Annotated in this window: 18 protein-coding genes; 4 read left to right on the plus strand and 14 right to left on the minus strand. The window is 59.1% G+C overall.

Going from position 1 to position 23,600, the window contains the following annotated elements; all coding sequences use genetic code 11:
* Positions 1-60: 60 nt before the first annotated feature.
* The 4 genes from PS14A_RS11940 to PS14A_RS11955 form a co-directional block, all read right to left on the minus strand.
* Entirely contained in the window at positions 61-1,854 is a 1,794-nt protein-coding gene (locus PS14A_RS11940) for an AAA family ATPase (RefSeq protein ID WP_212616255.1), read from the minus strand.
* A 112-nt stretch (positions 1,855-1,966) separates the two neighbouring features.
* Positions 1,967-3,376, minus strand: coding sequence for a GntR family transcriptional regulator MpaR (gene mapR / locus PS14A_RS11945; protein ID WP_125916197.1), 1,410 nt, complete (start codon positions 3,374-3,376; stop codon positions 1,967-1,969).
* Between the two features lie 238 nt (positions 3,377-3,614).
* On the minus strand, positions 3,615-5,045 hold the full coding sequence (gene ccoG / locus PS14A_RS11950) for a cytochrome c oxidase accessory protein CcoG (RefSeq protein WP_212616256.1): 1,431 nt from the start codon (positions 5,043-5,045) through the stop codon (positions 3,615-3,617).
* A gap of 195 nt (positions 5,046-5,240) precedes the next feature.
* A complete protein-coding gene (locus PS14A_RS11955; protein WP_016774630.1) occupies positions 5,241-5,489 on the minus strand; it encodes a DUF3203 family protein in 249 nt (82 codons plus the stop codon).
* A 123-nt stretch (positions 5,490-5,612) separates the two neighbouring features.
* Here PS14A_RS11955 and PS14A_RS11960 point away from each other — a divergent pair, with 123 nt between their 5' ends.
* Positions 5,613-6,125 (plus strand): MgtC/SapB family protein, encoded by a 513-nt coding sequence (locus PS14A_RS11960; RefSeq protein WP_130912943.1) that lies wholly within the window; start codon positions 5,613-5,615, stop codon positions 6,123-6,125.
* A gap of 123 nt (positions 6,126-6,248) precedes the next feature.
* Here PS14A_RS11960 and PS14A_RS11965 read toward each other — a convergent pair whose 3' ends face one another.
* Positions 6,249-6,407, minus strand: a complete 159-nt coding sequence (locus PS14A_RS11965) for a hypothetical protein (protein ID WP_163012245.1) — start codon at positions 6,405-6,407, stop codon at positions 6,249-6,251.
* 217 nt (positions 6,408-6,624) lie between these two features.
* Here PS14A_RS11965 and PS14A_RS11970 point away from each other — a divergent pair, with 217 nt between their 5' ends.
* The 3 genes from PS14A_RS11970 to glgB all read left to right on the plus strand — a co-directional run bounded on the left by PS14A_RS11970 (position 6,625) and on the right by glgB (position 14,384).
* Complete coding sequence (locus PS14A_RS11970; RefSeq protein ID WP_122507282.1) at positions 6,625-8,622, plus strand: alpha-1,4-glucan--maltose-1-phosphate maltosyltransferase; 1,998 nt, start codon at positions 6,625-6,627, stop codon at positions 8,620-8,622.
* Positions 8,623-8,808: 186 nt separating this feature from the next.
* On the plus strand, positions 8,809-12,150 hold the full coding sequence (gene treS / locus PS14A_RS11975; protein ID WP_212616257.1) for a maltose alpha-D-glucosyltransferase: 3,342 nt from the start codon (positions 8,809-8,811) through the stop codon (positions 12,148-12,150).
* A gap of 2 nt (positions 12,151-12,152) precedes the next feature.
* Positions 12,153-14,384 carry a 1,4-alpha-glucan branching protein GlgB gene (glgB, locus tag PS14A_RS11980; protein WP_016774635.1) on the plus strand — a complete coding sequence of 744 codons (2,232 nt, stop codon included), beginning with the start codon at positions 12,153-12,155 and terminating at the stop codon, positions 14,382-14,384.
* Between the two features lie 116 nt (positions 14,385-14,500).
* Here the strand turns inward: glgB and PS14A_RS11985 are convergent, their stop codons facing one another.
* The 9 genes from PS14A_RS11985 to PS14A_RS12025 all read right to left on the minus strand — a co-directional run bounded on the left by PS14A_RS11985 (position 14,501) and on the right by PS14A_RS12025 (position 23,595).
* Entirely contained in the window at positions 14,501-15,553 is a 1,053-nt protein-coding gene (locus PS14A_RS11985; RefSeq protein ID WP_212616258.1) for an autotransporter outer membrane beta-barrel domain-containing protein, read from the minus strand.
* Positions 15,554-15,932: 379 nt separating this feature from the next.
* Positions 15,933-16,715, minus strand: coding sequence for an endonuclease/exonuclease/phosphatase family protein (locus tag PS14A_RS11990; RefSeq protein ID WP_016774637.1), 783 nt, complete (start codon positions 16,713-16,715; stop codon positions 15,933-15,935).
* 198 nt (positions 16,716-16,913) lie between these two features.
* Positions 16,914-17,672 carry a PIG-L family deacetylase gene (locus PS14A_RS11995; RefSeq protein WP_212616259.1) on the minus strand — a complete coding sequence of 253 codons (759 nt, stop codon included), beginning with the start codon at positions 17,670-17,672 and terminating at the stop codon, positions 16,914-16,916.
* A gap of 151 nt (positions 17,673-17,823) precedes the next feature.
* Positions 17,824-18,510, minus strand: a complete 687-nt coding sequence (locus tag PS14A_RS12000) for a glycosyltransferase (protein ID WP_212616260.1) — start codon at positions 18,508-18,510, stop codon at positions 17,824-17,826.
* Entirely contained in the window at positions 18,507-19,106 is a 600-nt protein-coding gene (locus PS14A_RS12005; RefSeq protein WP_212616261.1) for an SAM-dependent methyltransferase, read from the minus strand. The genes PS14A_RS12000 and PS14A_RS12005 overlap by 4 nt, the downstream gene beginning before the upstream one ends.
* Complete coding sequence (locus tag PS14A_RS12010; RefSeq protein WP_137213525.1) at positions 19,103-19,861, minus strand: PIG-L family deacetylase; 759 nt, start codon at positions 19,859-19,861, stop codon at positions 19,103-19,105. The genes PS14A_RS12005 and PS14A_RS12010 overlap by 4 nt, the downstream gene beginning before the upstream one ends.
* Positions 19,858-20,856 (minus strand): acyl-CoA dehydrogenase, encoded by a 999-nt coding sequence (locus PS14A_RS12015; protein WP_137213526.1) that lies wholly within the window; start codon positions 20,854-20,856, stop codon positions 19,858-19,860. The genes PS14A_RS12010 and PS14A_RS12015 overlap by 4 nt, the downstream gene beginning before the upstream one ends.
* Before the next feature lies 1 nt (position 20,857).
* A complete protein-coding gene (gene glgX, locus PS14A_RS12020; RefSeq protein ID WP_024012878.1) occupies positions 20,858-23,017 on the minus strand; it encodes a glycogen debranching protein GlgX in 2,160 nt (719 codons plus the stop codon).
* A gap of 239 nt (positions 23,018-23,256) precedes the next feature.
* Positions 23,257-23,595 (minus strand): DUF2934 domain-containing protein, encoded by a 339-nt coding sequence (locus PS14A_RS12025; protein ID WP_212616262.1) that lies wholly within the window; start codon positions 23,593-23,595, stop codon positions 23,257-23,259.
* Positions 23,596-23,600: the final 5 nt, after the last annotated feature.

The raw sequence follows: 23,600 nt of genomic DNA on the forward strand, positions 1-23,600 counted from the left end.
ATTAGCTCTATCCTATAGACGCATGCCGCTTGCTGGTCGCGCTGGAGGGGCGCTAAGTCCTCACTCATACCCATTAATGTGATTAGACTTATAGATCAAATTTAATATCTCAGCGATTCTTTTCTCGAGGTCGAGCACATCCATGTCCGTTTTTCGAAGGCTGATTGCGTGAGCGATTTTCACTTTGTCTACTTTGTTGTGAATTTGTTTATCTTGTTTCTCAAAAGGTAGCACATGGTCGAATTGCCCTGTAGCCAACTGCTTAGAGAAAGAACTGTAAACCTCTCTGAGCGCTACTTCCATTTTTGGTTGGGGGATGTAATTTTCTATTTCTCGACCAGTAGTGATCCAACAAATTCCGTCATGTTTCTTGATTTCCTCTTCAATGCGGAGTTTGGTTTTGTTTATTGAGTCGGTGAAGGCGGTTTTATCACTATCAATAACAAAGGCTATATTTTGATTAAGTTTGCGAACTGCGATCAGCGCTTTTACGTCATCATTGATATCATCATCGCGATCACTATGTAGATGACTCAGGAGACGGCCGCCATAGAACATAATTGAATAGTGAACTCCTTCGATGAGTTTGTTGTCTTTTTCGGTTATCCAATGATTAAGATATAGACGGTCTGATGGCCCTTCCACCCATAGTATGCAGTTTGTTTGAAGTAAGTCGGAAGCTTTGTATCCAAGGTCCTGTAGTAGGCCGTGTTTCGATGAATTGCAATTTGTTTTGGCTATTCTTGTTGTGCCGTCAATGTTTGTTACATGAAAAATTGCTGCGTCCGGGGTGTCGATGATTGATGCAGAATGTGTTGCGATAAAGTACTGGTTCGACGTTTCAGTTTGCAGGTAATTGATCAGGCGTCTCTGCAAAGCAGGGTGTAGATGAATTTCTGGTTCTTCAATACAAAGGATTTGGTGTTCCAGAAGTGTGCAAAATGTAGCGAGCATCACAACCTCATGAATTCCTGTTCCGAGAGCGGCCAATGGGAAAGCTCGATCATCTATGTGGACCAATATTTCACTTCGATCATGAGGTATTTCAATTTTTGCATCATTTTTTCCAAGAACGCTTCTCAGAAAGTCATTGATCTTATCAAATTCATGATGTCGATTTTTTCCGTGTTTTGCTGGGTTCTGTAGCTGAGCTATTTTTTCAATCAGTCCTTTGCCCGAGTAATCATCAAACTCTGCTCCGCTCGGTGATACTTGGCGAATCGCTGGAATGATGTTTGCTTTGGGAAGATTGATTTTTGAGCGTGAGAATAGCCTTTGAATAATAAAGGAGAACTGATGTTCGCGGAGTTGTGCTTGGTTGCCACCAAAATGTCCGGTGATAAATCTCAAGGTTTCACCGTGTTTTTGGATGTGTTCAATGTCGCTGAGGGAAATGTCTATGTCTGTAAAAAGATTTTGAGCTTTTGATGTTGTGGTTCCTTTTAGCCAAATCAGCTGTTCATCGGCTATTAGTTTTTCTGTTATGGCATTGATAATCTCCATTGTGGCATTATCTTGTGATAAGGCAGGGTTTTCAATCACGGCTTCAATAAATTGGGTCTTTGTTATACCTAAGTTTGACTTGATTGCTGATGGGTTGCAGTCTATGTTTAACTCGTTTCCAGCCGAATTAAACGAAATGTCAGGGCTGCTTCCGAAGTTTATCTTTGTGAAAGAATGAACGTGTCGGGAAATGAAATCTAGGATCGTTGATTTCCCAGAGTTATTAGCTCCTATGAAGAAATTGAAACGTTGGAAAGGAGCGATCGTTTGCAGTTCCTCTCCTAAGCCCTTGAACCCCGACAATTGGAGCCCCTTAAGGTAAATACTGTCTGTCTTGGTTTCCGATCGCATCCTGCTTTCCATCTTTGGATATAAGGGAGCTCAATACATGAGTGACTGAGATGATGGCTATATGGTATCGGTCAGCGCAGGTCTATGCTAGGCAGAGCTTTAAGAGAAACCATCAAAACGACCGCACAATCCGCCCCAACGTCTCCATGGCCTTTTCCGATTCCTCGGTCCACGGGCTGCCGTAATTCAAGCGAATGCAATTTCTGAAACGCTGGGTCGGCGAGAAAATCGGCCCTGGCGCGATGCTGATGCCTTGTGCCAGCGCCATCTGGAACAGCTTCAGCGAATCCATCTGCTCCGGCAACTCCAGCCACAGAAAGTAGCCCCCCGCCGGCTGGCTGACGCGGGTCTGCGCCGGAAAGTAACGGGCAATCGCCGCGAGCATTGCGCTCTGCTGTTCTTCCAGGGCATAACGCAGTTTGCGCAGATGCCGATCGTAGCCGCCGTGTTGCAGATAATCGGCAATCGCCGCTTGCGCCGGCATCGAAGCGCACAGCGAGGTCATCAGCTTGAGCCGTTCGATCTTCTGCGCGAAACGCCCGGCCGCCACCCAGCCGATGCGATAACCGGGGGCGAGACTTTTGGCGAACGAGCCGCAATGCATGACCAATCCTTCGGTATCAAAAGCCTTGGCCGGTTTTGGCGCCTGTTGCCCGTAATAAAGCTCGGCGTAGACGTCGTCCTCGATCAACGGCACTTGATGCTGGCGCAGCAGTTCGACCAGTTCCTGTTTCTTCGCCTCGGGCACGGTCGCGCCCATCGGGTTCTGGAAACTGGTCATGCACCAGCAGGCCTTGATCGGATGGCGTTCCAGAGTTTGCGCGAGCACGCCGAGGTCGATGCCGTCACGCGGGTGCACGGGGATTTCCACGGCTTTGAGCTTCAGGCGCTCCAGCACTTGCAGGCAGGCATAAAACGCCGGGGCCTCGATGGCCACCAGGTCACCGGGCTCGGTCACCGCTTGCAGGCACAGGTTCAGCGCTTCGAGGGCGCCGTTGGTGATCAGTAGCTCTTCCATCGGCAGCATCAGCCCGCCGACCATGTAGCGCAGGGCAATCTGTCGGCGCAGTTGCGGGTTGCCCGGCGACATGTCGGTAACGACCATGCGCGGATCCATCTCCCGCGCGGCGCTGGCCAGCGAGCGCGACAGGCGTTGCAGCGGGAACAGGGTCGGGCTGGGGAAGGCCGAGCCGAACGGTACGGTGTTGGGGTCCTTGATCGAGTCGAGTACCGAGAATACCAGCTCGCTGACGTCGACTTCGGTGGATTCGTTGACCTGGCTGCTGATCACCGGCTCGGAAAATGTGCTCGGTGTATGGGCGTTGACGAAGTAACCGGAGCGCGGCCGGGCGCGGATCAGGCCGCGGCGTTCGAGCAGGTAATAGGCCTGGAACACCGTGGACGGGCTGACGCCGTAGGTCTGGCTGGCGTACCGCACCGACGGCACCCGCTGGCCGGGGCCGAGGACGCCGGAGCGGATCAGTTCAGCGATGTCGTCGGCGAATTTTTCGTAGCGTTTCATCGGTGGGCCTTGGTGGACGTGATTTTGTGGGGTGTCAGGGAAGGAGCCCTCACCCTAGCCCTCTCCCAGAGGGAGAGGGGACTGATTGGAGGATGCTGATGAAATATGCCGACCTGACAGTGCTTTGCCGAATCCACAATCGACTCGGTCTTTCACGTCGATGCATAGCGACAGACACCTCGGTCGGCTCCCTCTCCCTCCGGGAGAGGGCTGGGGTGAGGGCAGCAGTGCCAGTTCCTCAACGATTCATCGGCGCCACAAACCGGCTGTTCGCCACGCTGTATACCTGCGGCTCGTCACTGTCTTCAATCCTGAAACTCAACGTCTGCGAACTGCTCGCCGGCCGCTCGGTGGTCATCGCCACCGACACCGGCACATCGACAATCTCCCCGGGCGCCAGGCTCAATGCCGTTTTGCCCTGCAACGCAAACCCGTCGCCATCAACCAGACTCAACCGGTAATCCTGCCGTTGCTGAGTCTTGTTGATCACTTTCAGCGAATAAATATTCTCGATCTGGCCTTGAGCGTTCTCGCGGAACAACCCGCGATCCTTGGTCACGTCCAGCGACACCATCGGTCGCTCGATCAATGCCAGCGCCAACGCGCCGATCATCAACAACAACACCGCCGTGTAGCCAATCAAACGCGGACGCAGCAGGTTGGTCTTGCCGCCCTGCAATTCGCGCTCGGAACTGTAGCGGATCAGGCCGCGCGGGTAATGCATTTTGTCCATGATCGAATCGCAGGCGTCGATGCATGCTGCGCAGCCGATGCATTCCATTTGCAAGCCATCGCGGATGTCGATGCCTGTCGGGCAGACCTGCACGCACAACTGGCAGTCGATGCAATCACCCAGGCCGGCTTCGACCGGGCGCACGTCACGCCTGCGCGGACCCCGGTTTTCGCCGCGTGCGGCGTCGTAGGCAATGGTCAGCGTGTCCTTGTCGAACATCACACTCTGGAACCGCGCATACGGGCACATGTGCATGCACACCGCCTCACGCAGCCAACCGGCGTTGATGTAGGTGGCGGCGGCGAAGAACAGCACCCAGAACAGACTGACGCCACCGATCTGCAGGGTCAGCAGCTCTTCGGCCAGCGGCCGGATCGGGGTGAAATAGCCGACGAAGGTCAGGCCGGTCATCACGCTAATTGCCAGCCACAACGTGTGTTTGGCGGCACGCCGCGCCAGTTTGTTCAGGCTCCATGGCGCCGCTTGCAGTTTGATGCGCTGGTTGCGCTCGCCTTCGGTGATCTTCTCGCACCACATGAAGATCCACGTCCACGAACTCTGCGGGCAGGTGTAACCGCACCAGACGCGACCGGCAAACACGGTGATGGCGAAGAGTCCGAACGCAGCAATGATCAGCAGGGCCGAGAGCAGAATGAAATCCTGCGGCCAGAACGTCGCGCCAAAGATGTGGAATTTGCTTTCCGCCAGATCCCAAAGTACGGCCTGCCGACCGCCCCAGTTCAGCCACACGGTGCCGAAGAACAGCACAAACAGAAGTCCGGCACCGCTCATACGCAGGTTGCGGAACAGGCCGGTGAAACTGCGAGTGTGGATCTGCTTGTCGGTGGATCCGGCGGTCGCTTTCAGTGGGCGCGCGGGTACGCTTTTTATCGTTGGCGATGCTTCTACGGTTCGGACGGGGATTTGCTCGCTCATGTTCGTTCGCTCATCAGCCTCCATCAGGCCGATGCACTATGAGCGGCGATCTGTTTGCAGAACAGACTCAGGTTTGGCAATAAAAAGCGGATCAGATGAGGTTTGACGCAATGCCTGCGACAACTTGAAGCAACCTGCCAGGCAAGGCGCAAACGCCTATTGCAGGCGTCTGCGACGGGTGTTGATCGAGATCAATCAAACCACCGAATCACTGTCATCGGCCTTCAGATGTTTGCGCCCGTCCTTGGCCCCGGCGACGGTCAAGGCATCGGCTTCTGCTTCGGTGATGTAGGTACGTTTGCCTTCGATTTCCACGAACGACATGGCTTTGTCGCTATCGGTCAGGACTTCGAGTGTGTCGCAGATGCGAATTTCCTCACCATGCTCGACGGTAAAAAAACACACTTTCTGCTCGGGGTTGGATTCATCGATTCGAACGGGCATGGCGGCAGTCCTTGTTCCAGGGAGGTCTGCATATTAGGAAGCGCAGCGCGCGGATCGTTCTGCGCAACCGATTAATGGTCGCTGTTGTCCATCGCTTATCAAGCCAATAACAAGGGAGGCACGATGGAAGACTGGTGGGATGAAGTGTGGTCAACCTTGCAGGCCGAATTTGCCGACATCGGCGACGCCTCGCAAATGACCCGAATCACCGTACGCCTGGTGATGGCGGCGATTCTTGGCGGGATTCTCGGTTTCGAGCGCGAACATAAAGGCAAGGCTGCCGGGGTGCGCACGCACATGCTGGTGGCATTGGGTGCTGCGCTATTCGTTTTGGTGCCGCAGACCTCGGGCGCGGAGTCCGATGCGATGAGTCGGGTATTGCAGGGCGTGATTGCCGGGATCGGTTTTCTCGGCGCCGGGACCATTCTGAAAAATCAGCAGGGCGACGAGGCGCATGTCAAAGGCCTGACCACGGCGGCGGGCTTATGGATGACGGCGGCGATCGGCGTGGCAGCCGGGCTGGGCAAGGAAGCGACGGCATTGCTCAGTACCATTCTGGCGCTGGCGATTTTCAGCGTGATGCCCTACGTGGTGAGAGTGTTCGAAAAGGATGTCGACAAGAACGACCACCTCTAGCTAATCACTCGGTCCCGTGTAGGAGCTGCCGAAGGCTGCGATCTTTTGATTTGCATTGCCGCGCGGCAAAGAGATCGCAGCCTTCGGCAGCTCCTACAGGGATGGCACGCAGACATGCCAATGTCAGACGATCACCGGCGGCATCGTGCTCGGTGGCTCTTCCTTCGGTGGTGGCGTGGTGCCTGGCGGCTCTTGCTCGGGCACCGGCGGCGGCTCGGTGTCCGGCAGGGTGGGTTTGTCGATGTTCGGATCGGGCGTTTCCGCCGGGATCGGGATGCTCATCAGGTGACCTCCGTATGGCACATGGCGTGGGACGTGCTTAAGTGAGTTGACCCGGCCACGGCAAATTCGATCCGCAGGTTTGTCTTGTTAATTTCATCTGAACTTTTCCCCGCGCCGGTTGCTCGGAACCTAAGTGAGTTCATGACAGGGCCGGCGCTTTGTCGCGAATACTGTTCCGGCACAAGAGCGTCCTTGGGGCGTTAAGGAGAGATGCTCAATGACTGCTGAAAGACCTTCAGAGCTGAGTTACAACCCGCACATGCCGCTGTCGCAGGCGTTACTGCTGCCACGTATCGTCATCGAAAACACCATGCCGACTCTCGACGGCGGCCAGTTCGCCGCCAAATCGATTGCCGGGCGCGAAGTGGTGGTGACCAGCAAAGTGTTTGCCGACGGCCATGACAAGCTCGCCGTGCGCATCCGCTGGCGCGAGGAAGGCCAGGAAACCTGGCAGACCGAGGTCATGTCCGATCAGGGCAACAACACCTGGCAAGGTCAGTTCCGCCCCGAGGAGCAGGGCCGCTACCTGTATTGCATCGAAGCGTGGATCGACCATTTCGCCAGCTTCCAGTACGAACTGGAAAAGAAGCACAGCGCGGCGGTGCCGGTTTCTCTGGAGCTGCAGGAAGGCCGCACGATGGTGCAACAGGCCGCCGAACGCAGCGAAGGGCAGCTCAGCGAGCAGCTCGCGGCGCTGCACCATGAATTGTCGGGCCTGCTCGAAACCGAGCAGGTCGCCCTGTTTCTGCACTCGCGCAGTGCAGAGCTGATGGCTCAGGCCGATCACCGTGCCTATCTGAGCATCAGCGCCGAATTCCCTATGGACGTCGAGCGCGAACTCGCCGAGTTCGCCAGTTGGTACGAGCTGTTTCCGCGCTCGATCACCGACGATCCCCAGCGTCACGGCACTTTTAACGACGTGCACTCGCGTCTGCCGATGATTCAGGACATGGGCTTCGACGTGCTGTATTTCACGCCGATTCACCCGATCGGCCGCGCCCACCGCAAGGGCCGCAACAATTCCCTGACCGCTGGCCCGGACGATCCCGGCAGTCCGTACGCGATCGGCAGCGAGGAGGGTGGCCACGAAGCGATTCACTCGCAACTCGGCACCCGTGAAGATTTCCGCCGTTTGGTGGCCGCCGCCGCCGACCATGGCCTGGAAATCGCTCTCGACTTCGCCATCCAGTGTTCCCAAGACCACCCGTGGCTCAAGGAACATCCGGGCTGGTTCAACTGGCGCCCGGACGGCACGATCAAATACGCCGAAAACCCGCCGAAGAAATACCAGGACATCGTTAACGTCGACTTCTATGCACCGGACGCGATTCCGAGCCTGTGGGTCGAGTTGCGCGACATCGTCGTTGGCTGGGTCAAGGAAGGCGTGAAAATCTTCCGCGTTGACAACCCGCACACCAAACCGCTGCCGTTCTGGCAATGGCTGATCGCCGATGTGCGCACGCTGTATCCGGAAGTGATTTTCCTCGCCGAGGCCTTCACCACGCCGGCGATGATGGCGCGTCTGGGCAAGGTCGGGTATTCGCAGAGCTACACCTATTTCACCTGGCGCAATACCAAGGCCGAGCTGGCGGAATATTTCACCGAACTGAATCAGTCGCCGTGGCGCGAATGCTACCGGCCGAATTTCTTCGTCAATACCCCGGACATCAACCCGGCGTTTTTGCATGAGTCGGGGCGTCCCGGTTTCCTCATTCGCGCGGCGCTCGCGACTATGGGCTCGGGGCTGTGGGGCATGTATTCCGGTTTCGAATTGTGCGAATCGGCGCCGGTGCCGGGCAAAGAGGAATACCTCGACTCGGAGAAATACGAGATTCGTGTCCGCGATTTCACCGCGCCCGGCAACATCATTGCCGAGATCGCCCAGCTCAACCGCATCCGCCGGCAGAACCCGGCGCTGCACACCCATCTGGGGCTGAAAATCTACAACGCCTGGAACGACAACATTCTGTACTTCGGCAAGCGCAGCGCCGATGGCAGCAATTTCATTCTGGTCGCGGTCAGCCTCGATCCGCATAACGTGCAGGAAGCGAATTTCGAACTGCCGCTGTGGGAAATGGGCCTGCCGGATGATGCCACCACCCATGGCGAAGATTTGATGAACGGCCATCGCTGGGACTGGCACGGCAAATATCAGTTCATGCGTATTGACCCGGCGTATCAGCCGTTCGGGATTTGGCGGATTACAGCTTCGTAACATTTGCACCGCACTTGTGGAGAGGGGATTTATCCCCGCCGGGGCGCGCAGCAGCCCCTTTTTTCAAGCTGCACCGCGTTAACAATTTGCGACTGCTGCGCAGCCGAACGGGGATAAATCCCCTCGCCACAGGGGCTCATCACTGCGAGTCCCTCGGTGTATCAGAGAATTTTTCAGGAGTTCCACATGGCGAAGAAACCCAAGGCAGCCGCCTTCATCAAAGACCCGCTCTGGTACAAGGACGCGGTGATCTATCAGGTTCACGTCAAATCGTTTTTCGACTCCAACAATGACGGGATCGGCGACTTTCCCGGGCTTATCGCCAAACTCGATTACATTGCCGACCTCGGCGTCAACACCATCTGGCTGCTGCCGTTCTATCCCTCGCCACGTCGCGACGACGGTTACGACATCGCCGAATACCGTGGCGTGCACAGCGACTACGGGACCATGGCCGACGCCAAGCGCTTCATTGCCGAAGCGCACAAGCGCGGGCTGCGGGTAATCACCGAGCTGGTCATCAATCACACCTCCGACCAGCACCCGTGGTTCCAGCGTGCGCGTAAAGCCAAGCCGGGTTCGGCGGCGCGGGATTTCTACGTCTGGTCCGATGACGACCAGAAATACGACGGCACGCGGATCATCTTCCTCGACACCGAGAAGTCCAACTGGACCTGGGACCCGGTCGCCGGTCAGTACTTCTGGCACCGCTTCTATTCGCACCAGCCGGATTTGAACTTCGATAACCCGCAAGTGATGAAAGCCGTGTTGTCGGTGATGCGCTACTGGCTGGACATGGGCATCGACGGCCTGCGCCTCGACGCGATTCCGTACCTGATCGAGCGCGACGGCACCAACAACGAAAACCTGCCCGAGACTCACGACGTCCTCAAGCAGATCCGTGCCGAGATTGACGCCAACTACCCCGACCGGATGCTGCTGGCCGAGGCCAATCAGTGGCCGGAAGACACTCAGCTGTATTTCGGCGATACCGATGCCGCAGGGGTCAATGGTGATGAATGCCACATGGCCTTCCATTTCCCGCTGATGCCGCGCATGTACATGGCGCTGGCGCAGGAAGATCGCTTCCCGATTACCGACATTCTCCGGCAGACCCCGGAAATTCCGGCGAATTGCCAGTGGGCAATTTTTCTGCGCAACCACGATGAGCTGACCCTGGAAATGGTCACCGACCGTGAGCGCGATTACCTGTGGAATTATTACGCCGCTGACCGTCGCGCGCGGATCAACCTCGGTATTCGCCGTCGTCTCGCACCGTTGATGGAACGCGACCGTCGCCGCATCGAACTGCTCAACAGCCTGCTGCTGTCGATGCCCGGCACGCCGACCCTGTATTACGGCGACGAAATCGGCATGGGCGACAATATCTACCTCGGCGACCGCGACGGCGTGCGTACGCCGATGCAGTGGTCGATCGACCGCAACGGCGGTTTCTCCCGCGCCGATCCGGCCAGTCTGGTACTGCCGCCGATCATGGATCCGCAGTATGGCTATCAGTCGGTCAACGTCGAAACCCAGTCCGGCGATCCGCATTCGCTGTTGAACTGGACGCGGCGCCTGCTGGCCGTGCGCAAGCAATCGAAAGCCTTCGGCCGTGGCACGTTGAAAATGCTCTCGCCGGCCAACCGTCGCGTGCTGGCTTATACCCGCGAATACACCGATGTCGATGGCAAGCACGAAATCATCCTGTGTGTGGCCAACGTTTCGCGCAGTGCGCAAGCGGTCGAGCTGGACCTGTCGGCGTACGTCGGCATGGTGCCGGTGGAAATGCTCGGCGGTAATGCGTTCCCGCCGATTGGCCAGTTGAATTTCCTTCTGACCCTGGCGCCTTATGGCTTCTATTGGTTCGCACTCGCGGCGGAAAACCAGATGCCGAGCTGGCACGTCGAACCGGCGCAGAGCCTGCCGGACTTCACCACGCTGGTGCTGAAAAAACGCATGGAAGAACTGCTCGAAGCGCCGTCGCGCAACACGCTGGAGCAAAGCATTCTGCCGAGCTGGCTGCAGAACCGTCGCTGGTTCGCCGGCAAGGATGCGGCGATCGAGAAGGTCAATCTGGCTTATGGCGTGCGTTTCGGTGATGCCCAGCATCCAGTGCTGCTCAGTGAAATCGAAGTCACCAGCGCTGGCCAGACCAACCGTTATCAACTGCCGTTCGGCTTCATTGCCGAAGACCATGTCGGCCCGCCGTTGCCGCAGCAATTGGCGCTATCGCGTGTACGCCGTGTGCGTCAGGTCGGCCTGATTACCGATGCATTCAGTCTGGAAACCTTCGTCCGCGCCGTTCTGCAAGGCATGCAGAACAACACCGTACTGGAGTCGATCGAAGGCGAAATCCGCTTCGAACAGACAGATCATCTGGAAAAACTCGGCCTCGGTGCCGAGTCGGATGTGCGCTACCTGTCGGCCGAGCAATCGAACAGCTCCGTGGTTGTCGGCAACAGCCTGGTGCTTAAGCTGATACGTAAAGTGGCTTCTGGCGTACACCCGGAACTGGAGATGAGCGCTTACCTGACCGAGGCCGGGTTTGCCAATATCTCTCCACTGCTCGGTTCGGTGATTCGCCGTGATGCGCAGGGCGAAGATAACTTGCTGATGATCGCCCAAGGCTATCTGAGCAATCAGGGCGATGCATGGGAATGGACGCAGAACAACCTCGAACGGGCGTTGCGCGATGAACTGGCCGACGCGATGTCCGAGCAGGAGCAGCATTACAACGCGCTCGGCGAGCTGAGGGACTTCGCCGGCATGCTCGGCCAGCGTCTGGGCGAGATGCATCAGGTGCTCGCTGCGCCAACCGACAACGCCGACTTTGCGCCGCAAGTGTCGTCGAGCAAGGACATGGCCGCGACAGCCAAGGATGTCACCGCCCAAGTCGAACATGCCTTGAAACTGCTCAAGCAGCATCAAGGCGAGTTGAACGCGGCGGACCAGAAACTGGTCAAGCGTCTGCTCGACGAGAAGAAAACCATCCTGGCCCATGTGCAGGATCTGGCGAAGAAAGCCACCGGCGGTTTGCGCATCCGGGTGCATGGCGACTTGCATTTGGGTCAGGTGCTGGTAATCAAGGGCGATGCCTACTTGATTGACTTCGAGGGCGAACCGGCGCGGCCGTTGAGTGAGCGTCGCGGCAAGCACAGCCCGTACAAGGACGTCAGCGGCGTACTGCGTTCGTTCGATTATGCAGCGGCGATGACCATCAATGTGCATAACGTGGACAACAGCGTCGAAGCCGAAGCGGCGCGCAAACGGGTCGCCGAGCGTTATCTGCGCGAAGCACGCGAGGCATTTGTCCAGGCATACCGCGAGGCAGCAGCTAGTCTTGAGCATGCCTGGCAGGATCCTCAGGGCGCCGACGCCGCTCTGGCGTTGTTCGGCCTGGAAAAAGCCGCTTATGAAGTGGCCTACGAGGCGGAAAACCGCCCAACGTGGCTGCCCGTGCCATTGCACGGCTTGTATGGATTATTGACAGGGCTTAAACCCTTTTCCGATCTTGGTGGAGAGTAGTCATGAGTTTCTCGAACAAGGAACAGGGTGTGGTAAAGGAAGCATTATTACCCTCGGCGCGCGACATCGATGCGTTGGTGCGCGCTGAACATCAGGACCCGTTTTCCATTCTCGGCCCGCACGGCGATGGCGCTGGCGGACAATTCATCCGCGCTTATCTGCCGGGTGCGCTGAGTGTCGCGGTGCTGGACAAGGACAGCGGCGAAGAGCTTGGCCCGCTGGAGATGACCGAGACGCCGGGGCTGTTTGTCGGCCATTTCGATCAGGCGCGACCGTACCTGTTGCGCACGCGCTGGGCCGGTGGCGAGCAGGTCGCCGAAGATCCATATAGCTTCGGTCAGTTGCTCGGCGAAATGGACCTGTATCTGTTTGCCGAAGGCAATCACCGCGACCTCAGCGCTTGCCTCGGTGCCCAGCTGAAAACCGTCGATGGTGTCGACGGTGTGCGCTTTGCCGTGTGGGCACCGAATGCCCGCCGTGTCTCGGTGGTTGGCGATTTCAACGTCTGGGACGGTCGTCGTCACCCGATGCGTCTGCGCCATCCTTCCGGCGTCTGGGAATTGTTCATCCCACGGCTGCAAGCGGGGGAGTTGTACAAGTACGAAATCCTCGGCGCCCACGGCATTCTGCCGCTCAAGGCCGACCCGATGGCGCTGGCCACCAGTCTGCCACCGGACACCGCCTCGAAAGTCGCCTCGCCGTTGCAAATCGACTGGCAGGATCACGAGTGGATGAATTCTCGTCAGGATCGCCAGCAGCGCTCCAAACCTTTGTCGATCTACGAGTTGCACGCCGGTTCCTGGCAGTGCGAGCTGGATGATCTCGGCGAGGTTGCGCGCCAGTACACCTGGCCGGAACTGGCCGAGCGGCTGATTCCTTATGTCAAAGAGCTGGGTTTCACCCACATCGAATTGATGCCGATCATGGAGCACCCGTTCGGTGGTTCCTGGGGTTATCAGTTGCTTTCGCAGTTCGCGCCGAGTGCGCGTTACGGCACCCCGGATCAGTTCGCCGCGTTCGTCAACGCCTGTCACCAGGCCGACATCGGTGTGATTCTCGATTGGGTGCCGGCGCATTTCCCCACCGATACCCATGGTCTGGCGCAGTTCGACGGCACCGCGCTGTACGAATACGGCAATCCGCTGGAAGGCTTCCATCAGGATTGGGACACGCTGATCTACAACCTCGGTCGCACCGAAGTGCACGGTTACATGCTGGCCTCGGCGCTGCACTGGCTGAAACACTTCCATATCGATGGCCTGCGTGTCGATGCCGTGGCGTCGATGCTGTATCGCGACTATTCGCGCAAGGCTGGCGAATGGGTGCCTAACCGCCACGGCGGTCGGGAGAACCTGGAGGCCATCGACTTCCTGCGTCATTTGAACGACGTGGTTGAACTGGAAGCGCCGGGTGCGCTGGTGATTGCCGAAGAATCCACCGCATGGCCGGGCGTCAGTCAGAGCACCCAGCAGGGCGGCTTGGGCTTTTCCTATAAGTGGAACATGGGCTGGATGCACGACTCGCTGCATTACATTCAGCAGGACCCGGTGTACCGCGCCCATCACCACAACGAGCTGAGCTTTGGTCTGGTCTACGCATGGTCCGAGCGCTTCATCCTGCCGATTTCCCACGACGAAGTGGTGCACGGCAAGCACTCGCTGATCGACAAGATGCCCGGCGACCGCTGGCAGAAGTTCGCCAACCTGCGCGCCTATCTGAGCTTCATGTGGACGCATCCGGGCAAGAAGCTGCTGTTCATGGGCTGCGAGTTTGGCCAGTGGCGCGAGTGGAACCACGATCAGCAGCTGGACTGGTACCTGCTGCAGTATTCCGAGCACAAAGGCGTGCAGAAACTGGTTGGCGATCTCAACCGGCTGTATCGCGAAGAGCCGGCGCTGCACGACCAGGACGACGCACCGCAAGGCTTCCAGTGGTTGATTGGCGATGATGCGATCAACAGCGTTTACGCATGGTTGCGCTGGAGCAAGGACGGCTCGCCAGTGCTGGTTGTTGCCAACTTCACGCCGGTACCGCGCCAGTCGTATCGAGTGGGAGTGCCGTTCGCCGGACGCTGGACCGAGCTGTTCAACAGTGACGCCGACATTTACGCCGGCTCCAACTATGGCAATGGTGGCGGGGCATTGACCGATGAAGTGCCGAGTCATGGTCAATCGTTGTCGCTGGAACTGAATCTTCCCCCGTTGGCGGTGTTGATTCTCAAGCCGCAGGGCTAGCAGCTGTGGGAGCGAGCCTGCTCGCGAAGGCGTCATGTCAGTCAACGATGATGTTGAAGGTGATACCGTTTTCGCGAGCAGGCTCGCTCCCACAAGGTTCTTCAGCGTTCAGCAGATCACCAACGCATCCGCACGCCGAGGCTGCCGATGATGCCGTTCAGGTCATTGTCATCCACATCGCTGCTGTAATCGGCGCTCATGTACAGGCTTACCGCCGGTGTGACCCGCGCAACCAGGCCCAAACCCAATTCCACTGTTGAAGACTTGCGGCTGCTGCTGATCTTGTCGACCTGATCGAGCGTCACCGTGCTGCCGGTGTAAACGGTGTGCCAAAGGTTGGTGCGCACGTAGGGTTCGACAGGCAACCCGTTCAAGTCATAACTGCCTTTCAACCGCGCACCGACGCGGCCACTCCACGCGGTCAGGTCGGTGGAAGAGGCATTGCCCGAGCCGGCGTACGGAGCGTCGAGACTGATGCGCTGGTTGATCAGTTGTGCCTGCGGCTCGACCACCCAGTTTTCACTCAAGCCGATCGGGTAACCGCCTTCGACGGAAAAGGTCATCGCGTTGCCTTCGGTGGCTTGCCGATTACCTTGCGCAGTTCGACTGAATCCGCTGACCCGACCGCCGCTGGCCGACAGGTCGACGTGCCAGCCTTGCGCACCCACCAGACTGTAATAGGCGCCGAGGCTCTGGCCTTGCAGGTTGAGGCTGTCAGTGTTGCGGTCGGCGAGAGCACGGCGGGTCAGCGCACCATCGGCATTCAGCTGGACCTGATTATCACCACCTATAAGACCAAGGGTCTGGGTAGTCCCGTTAGCGCTTTTCAACGTGACCACGGCCGGACCTTTGAACTCGCCAGCGGCCATCGCATAACCGGATGAAAGTGCGTCGGTCTGTGCTTGCCGAGCGCTTTTGCCGTACAGCTCGTCCCAAGCAGATGGGGCAAGATCCTCAGTGATCAGGCGCGAACTCTGCTGACTCAATGGCAGTGGTCCGGGTGTTATCACGGTTACTGGCAAGGTCAGCACCGGTACGTCGGCGTGATACCACGCGGGTTCGTCCGCCGCAGATCCCGCATGCGCCTCCATGGACGAGCACAGCAGCAGTGAACCTGACACTGTGCAAAGAGTGATTTTCAGTTCGTGTGGGGTCAGTGAAGTTTTCATGGAGGTCTACCTTGCAAGCGCATGCGTCATCTCGTGTTTGGCGTCTCTCCTACCCCGAATGAGGGGCGACCGAATAGAGCGGGGCGAACCGCGGCTGCTCGATTTCGCGAGTGCCGGAAGGTCAGCCCCAGTAGTGATTCCGGGGGTAGTAAGGTAGAGATAAGAAGAGCGATGACCGCGCGTCAAGAAAATGCACGATGAATGGCGCGCTTAAATCAGCCTTTGCAAGCGTTTGTTTTTCTGCACATAACTAAGTGTTTGTTTGCATGGAAAAACGCTTGCGCAGCAGGTGGCTGACGGTTTTTTGCCGCCGACGAAAGGTCCTTCCGAGCCTTAGTCGCCGGGAAGGCCTGTCATTTAATTGCTGTCAAAAATGCACTTACAGATGCACTTCGACCGCCAGCGGGAGGTGATCGGAAAGATGCGTCCACGGCTTGTTGCCGAGAATTCGGGGATCGTGGCTACTGGCATTGCGCAAGTAGATCCGGTCAAGCCTCAGTAAGGGAAACCGCGCGGGATAGGTTTTCGCCGGGCGCCCATGATGGCGCTCAAAGGCTTCATGCAGATAATCGCGACGGGCGAGGGCTGCGTTGCCTTGCAACTGCCAGTCATTGAAATCGCCGGCGATGATCACCGGCGCATCGTCGGGCAGCGACTCAAGCAACTGGCAGAGCAGTTGCAACTGCAATTGCCGATGGCTTTCCAGCAGACTCAAATGCACACAGATTGCATGCACCTCGGCATGCCCGGGCACATCAAGAATGCAGTGCAACAGCCCGCGCCGTTCAGGCCCGGTGATCGACACGTCGAGGTTGCGATATTCGCGGATCGGGTATTTCGACAGCAGCGCGTTGCCGTGGTGGCCATCCGGGTAAACGGCGTTGCGCCCGTAGGCAAAATCGCTCCACATACTGTCGGCGAGAAATTCGTACTGCGAGGTCTGCGGCCAGTCGTTGTAACGACTGGAATGGCGTTCGTGCTCACCCACCACTTCCTGCAGAAACACCAGATCGGCGGAGGTGCTGCGCATCGCTTCACGCAGCTCCGGGAGAACGAACCGCCGATTCAATGCGGTGAAGCCCTTGTGGGTGTTGACCGTGAGTACCCGCAGGCGATGAATGACTGGCGCGTCGACCGCTTGACGCTTGGGATCGCTGGACACGTTCACTCCTCTGAATTGGGCCATGCCTGTTCATGCGACTGGTTTGAGGGGGTGGCAGTTCCTTCCGATGATTCACTGCTGGGCTAATGTGGGAGCGAGCCTGCTCGCGAAGACTTCATCACATTCAATACATCTGACACATGACACACCGCTTTCGCGAGCAGGCTCGCTCCCACAGGTATGTTGAGCTTCCGCCGTTCAGAAGAAGACAATTTCATACGGCAAGCGCATCCGCTCCAGCAGCACCGGTGGCAGCAGCGGGGCGATGCCGATGGCCGGTTCGCCCTTGAGCTGGCTGGCGTAAGCGTGGGTGGCGTGGCTCTTGCGCGCGACCGTCCAGGTATCAAGGCGCAGCTTGCGCGCGCGTTCCCACGGAATCATGCGCTGCTCGCGCTCCGGCCAGTGCCAGGCCCACACCGGCACATCGTGAAAGGTCGCCCCGGCCTTTTGCGCCGCGTCGAAACTGGCCCGGCCAACCACTTCATGATCCGGCGGGCCATCCTTGCGCCAGGTACTGAACACCACATCGCCCGGGCGTAGATAACGACCAATGAATTCTGTCAGTTGGCTTTGTTGATCACTCAGGGCGTTGTCGGTAAAGCCGCCGCGCACCCATTTCAGGCTGTGCATCGGCAGGCCGAGGCGGCGCAGGGCTTCGACGCTTTCCTGCGGGCGGAACACGCTCAGACGTTGTTCCGACCACTGGCGCGAGCCGGGGTGGCTGGCGCTACCGTCGGTAATCGAGAGCAATTGCAGGGGATGGCCAAGGCTGGAGAGCAATTGCAGCAGACCGCCGCAAGTGACCACTTCGTCGCCCGGATGCGGGGCGATGACCACGGCGCGGGCGCCGGCGGGTACCAGGCTGTGGGTGTTGATGACGGGAATATTGTCGAGTTGCGGCGCGCTGTTCCAGATCTGTGCCGGCAGGCCGTGTTCGTTGAGCAATGACGATTTCATGAGTGCGACGTCCTTGTGGTATCTCGCCCTCAGTCGTGAGCAGCCAACGCTGATCGCGGCCCGTGAAGGCAAATGAATAGCAACGGTGCAGTGCTCCAACCCTTGGATTACTGCGAGGCAGAGTATTGCTCAAGACAGCCGATTCGTCGCGTCACAGATCCATCTGATCCGTAATTTTTTTTTCCAGCTGTGCCAGATTGCGCAGAAAGTCACCGAACCCGCCCTTGGCCCGACTGTCGAGACGGGCGCTGGTGTGCACTTGCGGACGGTGACTCCAGGCGATATTCGCACCGCTGCGCTCCAGTGCACGCACCAGTTGCACGTCCTCGTCACAGGTCAGCGGCTTGAAACCGCCGGCCAGGCGATAAGCCTCGGCACTCACGCCGAGGTTGGCGCCGTGAATATGCCGATGGCCATCGCGGGCCTGGTAGTGGCGGTGATAGCGAATCTGCGCCGCCTCATCGATCGATTCGTGCCAGTGCTCGACGGTGACGGTGCCGCACACAGCATCAGCCTCCAGCCCCAGTTGCGCCGCCAGCCAGTCATCGGCGACGCGGCTGTCGGCGTCGGTGCAGGCGATCCAGCGGGCACCGCGCTCGAGCAACAGGCGCGCACCGGCGGCGCGGGCTTCGCCAACGTTGCGCGCATCGATCTGCAAGCTCAACACCGGATAAGCGCTGACGATCCGCGCCGAGCCATCGCTGCAACTGTCGAGCACGACCAGTATTTCCACCGGCTCGCCGGCCAGTTGTGCATGCTCGCTGGCGCGCAACGCTGCGCGCAGGCATTCATCAAGCAGCGCCTCTTCGTTGTGCGCGGGAATCACGATACCGATCAACGCAAGCCCTCCAGGGCCGCCACCGAGCGTGGCTCGCGGCTCCACAGTTCGAGAATGAAATCCGCTTCCTGATGCAGCACCAGACGCGGCAAAGCCAATTGATCGTGAATCTGATCGTGGACCTGACGCGCATTCAGCGGGCAGCCCTCGATCGGCGGGCGCCAGTGGCAGGCCAGCAATTGGCCGTCGGCGGTCAGCGATTCACTGATCCGGCGGATCATTTCTGTCAGATCTTTTTCGTCGAGGTAGTAGCCGATTTCGCTGAATACGATCAGGTCGAATTTTTCCTCGGGCCAGTCAGCCGGAAGGCGGCCCTGACGGACTTCGGCATGCTCGAACACGCTCAAGCGCGTACGCGCCAGCTTCACCGCCGCGCTCGCCGTGTCGCAGCACAACAGGCGGTCGCAGCGCGGAGCCAGCTCTGCACTCAGTTCGCCGTTGGCGCAGCCCGGTTCGAACACCGACCTGTAGCGCGGACGGGGCAGGGCGGCGAGGGTGATCGCGCGCTTGCGCTGTTCATACCAGCGCTGGCGAAACGCCCACGGGTCTTCATTGCCCGCGAACAGGCCGTCGAAATAGCGGTCATCGACGCTCACAGGAACACCACTTCAAAAGGTTGCAGCAAACGATCGAGCACATAGGGCGCGAGCACCGGCCCGAGGCCGACGTCGCGGTCGCCTTCCAACTGGCTGGCGAACGCGTGCGCTGCGTGGCGTTTTCGTGCGATGTGCGTCGGTGAAAGGAGGATCTTGCGCGCACGCTCCCATGGCACTGTGGCGTCTTCCGGGGTTGCCCAGTGCCAGGTCCAGACCGGAAGTTCATGGCAGGTCGCACCAACGCGTCGCGCCGCTTCGACACTGGCGCGGCCGACGGCCTCGTGATCGCTGTGGCCGTCCTGGCGCCAGGTAGTGAAAACCACATCACTGGCGTGCAGATACCCGGCGATGAATTCGCTCAATTCGGTTTCCTGCGCCGCCACTTGGGTGTCGGTAAAACCGCCGCGCAGCCATTTCAGGCTATGCATCGGCAGACCGAGGCGCCGCAAGGCTTCGGCAGACTCCTGCGGACGCACCACACTCAAACGCTCGACTGTCCAGCGCTGCGAGCCGGGGTGACTGGCGCTGCCATCGGTGACCGAGATCAACTGCAATGGACGTCCGGCTGCCGCCAGCAACTGCATGATGCCGCCGCAACCGAGCACTTCGTCATCCGGGTGCGGCGCGATGATCACCGCTCGCGAACCCAGCGGTACCAAGTCAAGAATATCGATGGCCGGCAGCTCGGCCAGACGCCGCGAAGCCTGCCATTGCTGCAATGAAGTGCCCTGGCCAACGATCGGGTTGGCTTTCATAACGCCCAGACCTCGCAGGACTGACCGGCAATCTGCTGGCCCAATGCAGCAAGGTCGCGTTCAGCGTGACTTTGGCGCAGAAACACCGGCAGGTCGGCGCTCAACCGGGCGAAATGCCGATCCTGACAAAACGGCCCGGCACCCAGCGCGCGACCTACTTCGCGCATCACCTGTTCAGCAGACTGTTCAACCACGGCGCGGGCGCGGCGGGCGAGCAATTCAGCGTCGGCCTCGGGCTGCGCATCGATTTGCAGCGCGCTGAAGCGCAACACATCGGCTGCCGCTTGCAGTGCTGTGTCAGTCGCACCGAGATGGGCGAGGGCGTGCGGTTCATCGCGTTGCGCGCAATGCTGACGCAGCCCTTCGGCAATCCGTCGTGAAGCGCCATACCAGCAAGCGGCGATACCGATCCCGCCCTGCCAGAACCCCGGCCGGTGCAGATAATCACCGGGGTTGCCAATGGCCTGCGCTTCGGCGTTGTCGAACAGCACTTCAACGCTGCCGGTCGCCGCCATGCCCACCGCTTGCCAGCCTTGATCGGTGATGGTCACGCCAGGTTGATCGAGTGCGACTGCAACCAATTGCTGCTGACCGTCCGCGTCCCACGCGGTGAGCAAGGCGTGGCTGAGCACCGCAGCGCCAGAGCACCAGGCCTTGCGCCCGTTCAGCGCCACCATGTGCCCGGCCGGCGTGACTTTCACCCGTGCCTGCGGCGGTTCGGCGGCCCACATGCCCCACGTGCTGCCGGGCGTTGGCGTACCGCCCAATTGCTCGATGATCGCCAGCGCATCCGTGTGGCCTTCATAGAGTTTGCACAGGCCTAAATCATGTCCGCCGACTTCCGAAAGACGCTGAAAGCGCTCTAGGGTGTGACCGCTGCCGGGCAACGGCAAGCGGTCGAGGCCGGCCTCGACCATTGCCCGCAGGCAACGGCCGAGGGCGTTGGTGTCGGCGTAATCTGGCGGACGGCGGGCCAGATAATGTTGAAAGTCCATATCAATCTTCTTCGTCACGTTGCAGTTCGAACAGCAGCAACGAACGCCCGGTCACCGAATATTCATGGCCGAAGTCGAAGCGTTCCTGACCGCGAATCGACGGCTGATTGGTGTCGATCATGCAGGTCCAGAAGCCGCCATCCGGCACTTCCGGCAGGGTAAAGTTGACGATGTCGTGATGGGCGTTGACCACCAGCAACAGCGTCGCGTCGGCACCTTTGCGGCGGATGCCGGTTTCCTGCGCGCGTCCGTCGAGCAGCATGCCGAGGCAGCGGTTGTGCGCATCGTGCCAGTGCTCGGTGGTCATCTCGGTAGCGTCCGGTGCCAGCCAGGTCACGTCCTTGACGCCGATGTCTTCGTTGTACTCGCCGACCAGGAAGCGTCCGCGACGCAGGATCGGATAAGTCAGGCGCAGCTTGATCAGGCGTTTGACGAACTTGAGCAGGGCCTTGCCGTCCTCGCTCAGGTCCCAGTTGACCCAGCCGATTTCGCTGTCCTGGCAATAGGCGTTGTTGTTGCCGTCCTGGGTGCGGGCGAATTCGTCACCGGCAACGATCATCGGTGTGCCCTGGGCCAGCAGCAGCGTGGCGAAGAAGTTGCGCATCTGCCGATGGCGCAAAGCGTTGATTTCCGGATCGTCGGTCGGGCCTTCGACGCCGTGGTTCCACGACAGGTTGTTGTTACTGCCGTCCTGGTTGTTCTCGTCGTTGGCTTCGTTGTGCTTGTCGTTGTACGAGACCAGATCGTTGAGGGTGAAACCGTCGTGGGCGGTGATGAAGTTCACCGACGAATACGGCCGGCGCCCGCGCTGGTTGAACATCTCGCCGGAAGCGGTCATGCGGCTGGCGAAATCGGCGAGCTGGGCGTCGTCACCTTTCCAGAACGCACGCACGGTGTCGCGGAACTTGTCGTTCCACTCCACCCAGCCCGGTGGAAAGTTGCCGACCTGATAACCGCCGGGGCCGCAGTCCCACGGTTCGGCGATCATTTTCACCTGACGCAGCACCGGGTCCTGACGGCAGGCGACGAGGAAGCTGTGGCGCTCGTCGAAACCGTCGTGATAGCGGCCAAGAATGGTTGCCAGGTCGAAGCGGAAGCCATCGACGTGCATCTCACTGGCCCAGTAGCGCAGAGAGTCAGTGACCATTTGCAGCACGCACGGGTGGCTCAGGTCCAGCGTGTTACCGGTGCCGGAATCGTTGATGTAGTAGCGCTTGTCGTCGGGCATCAAGCGGTAGTAGGAGGCGTTGTCGATACCGCGCATCGACAGGGTCGGACCTTGCTCGTTGCCTTCGGCGGTGTGGTTGTAGACCACGTCGAGAATGACTTCGAGGTTCGCATCGTGCAGGTGCGCGACCATTTCCTTGAATTCGGCAATCTTGCCACTGGCCAGATAACGCGGGTCCGGGGCGAAGAACGCGATGCTGTTGTAGCCCCAATAGTTGGTCATGCCTTTTTGCAGCAGATGCTGATCGTTGACGAAAGCATGGATCGGCAGCAGTTCGACAGAAGACACGCCGAGCTTGCGAATGTGCTCGAGCACATCGTCGACCATCAGACCGCCGAAGGTGCCACGCAGGTTTTCCGGCACCGACGGGTGACGCATGCTGATGCCGCGCACGTGGGTTTCATAGATGATGGTCTTGTCCCACGGCACGCTGACGCGATGGTCGTTGCCCCAGGTGTGCGCCGGGTCGATGACCTTGCACTTGGGCACGAATGGCGCGCTGTCACGCTCGTCGAAACTGAGGTCGGCGTCGGGGTGGCCGATGGTGTAGCCGAACAGCGCCTCCGACCATTTCAGCTCGCCGACCAATTGCTTGGCGTACGGGTCGATCAGCAGTTTGTTGTGGTTGAAGCGGTGACCATTGGCCGGGTCATAAGGACCATAAACGCGGTAGCCGTAGATCAAGCCAGGATGCGCATCGGGCAGGTAGCCGTGGTAAATCTCATCGGTGTATTCCGGCAGCTCGATGCGTTCGAGCTCGACCTCGCCGGCATCGTCGAAAATGCACAGCTCGACCTTGGTGGCGTTGGCGGAAAACAGAGCAAAGTTCACCCCCAGACCATCCCAGGTCGCACCGAGCGGGAAGGGCAGGCCTTCACGGATTCTCGACGGCTCGGCGTGCGCAGCGGGTTCGGCTTTCTTTGGACGGGTCATGATTGCTCCTGCAAAAAAACGGGACAGTTCGGGCAATGAGATTTCCTGGTGGGAGCGAGCCTGCTCGCGAAAGCGTCGGTACATTCGACATTTTCACCAACTGACCTAGCGCTTTCGCGAGCAGGCTCGCTCCCACAGGGTTGTGTGTTTTTCCCAATAAGGGACTTTCTTCAGGGCGCAAGAACCCCTTGTGGCGAGCATGCTCGCCATACAGTCATTCAGTTCAAAAATGGATCGGGTCAGTTCGCCGGAGGCTTCTTCGCTGCTCGCGGCTTTTTCTCGGCAGCCTTTTCGCCCGGCGGGACTACTTTGGGCGTGGCCGCCGGCTTGGCTTTCGCTGCCGCTTTGGCTTTGGCGGTTGCCGGAGTCTTGCCGTCGGTGCTTTTCGCTGCCGCGGCTGTCGTCTTGCCAGCCACTTTGCTGCCCGCCGCTTTCGGTGGCTTTTTGGGTGCCAGCGCTTCGGCCTCGGCCAGCTTGCGCGCCATTTCCCAATGACGTTCTTCGTGGCCTTCAGGTTTCCCTTCCGACTCCCAGATCTGATAGGCGAATTCGCGAATGCGTTTATCGTCGGTGCTCATCGCAA

Source organism: Pseudomonas sp. 14A (assembly GCF_018132745.1).
Lineage (GTDB): Bacteria > Pseudomonadota > Gammaproteobacteria > Pseudomonadales > Pseudomonadaceae > Aquipseudomonas > Aquipseudomonas mercuritolerans.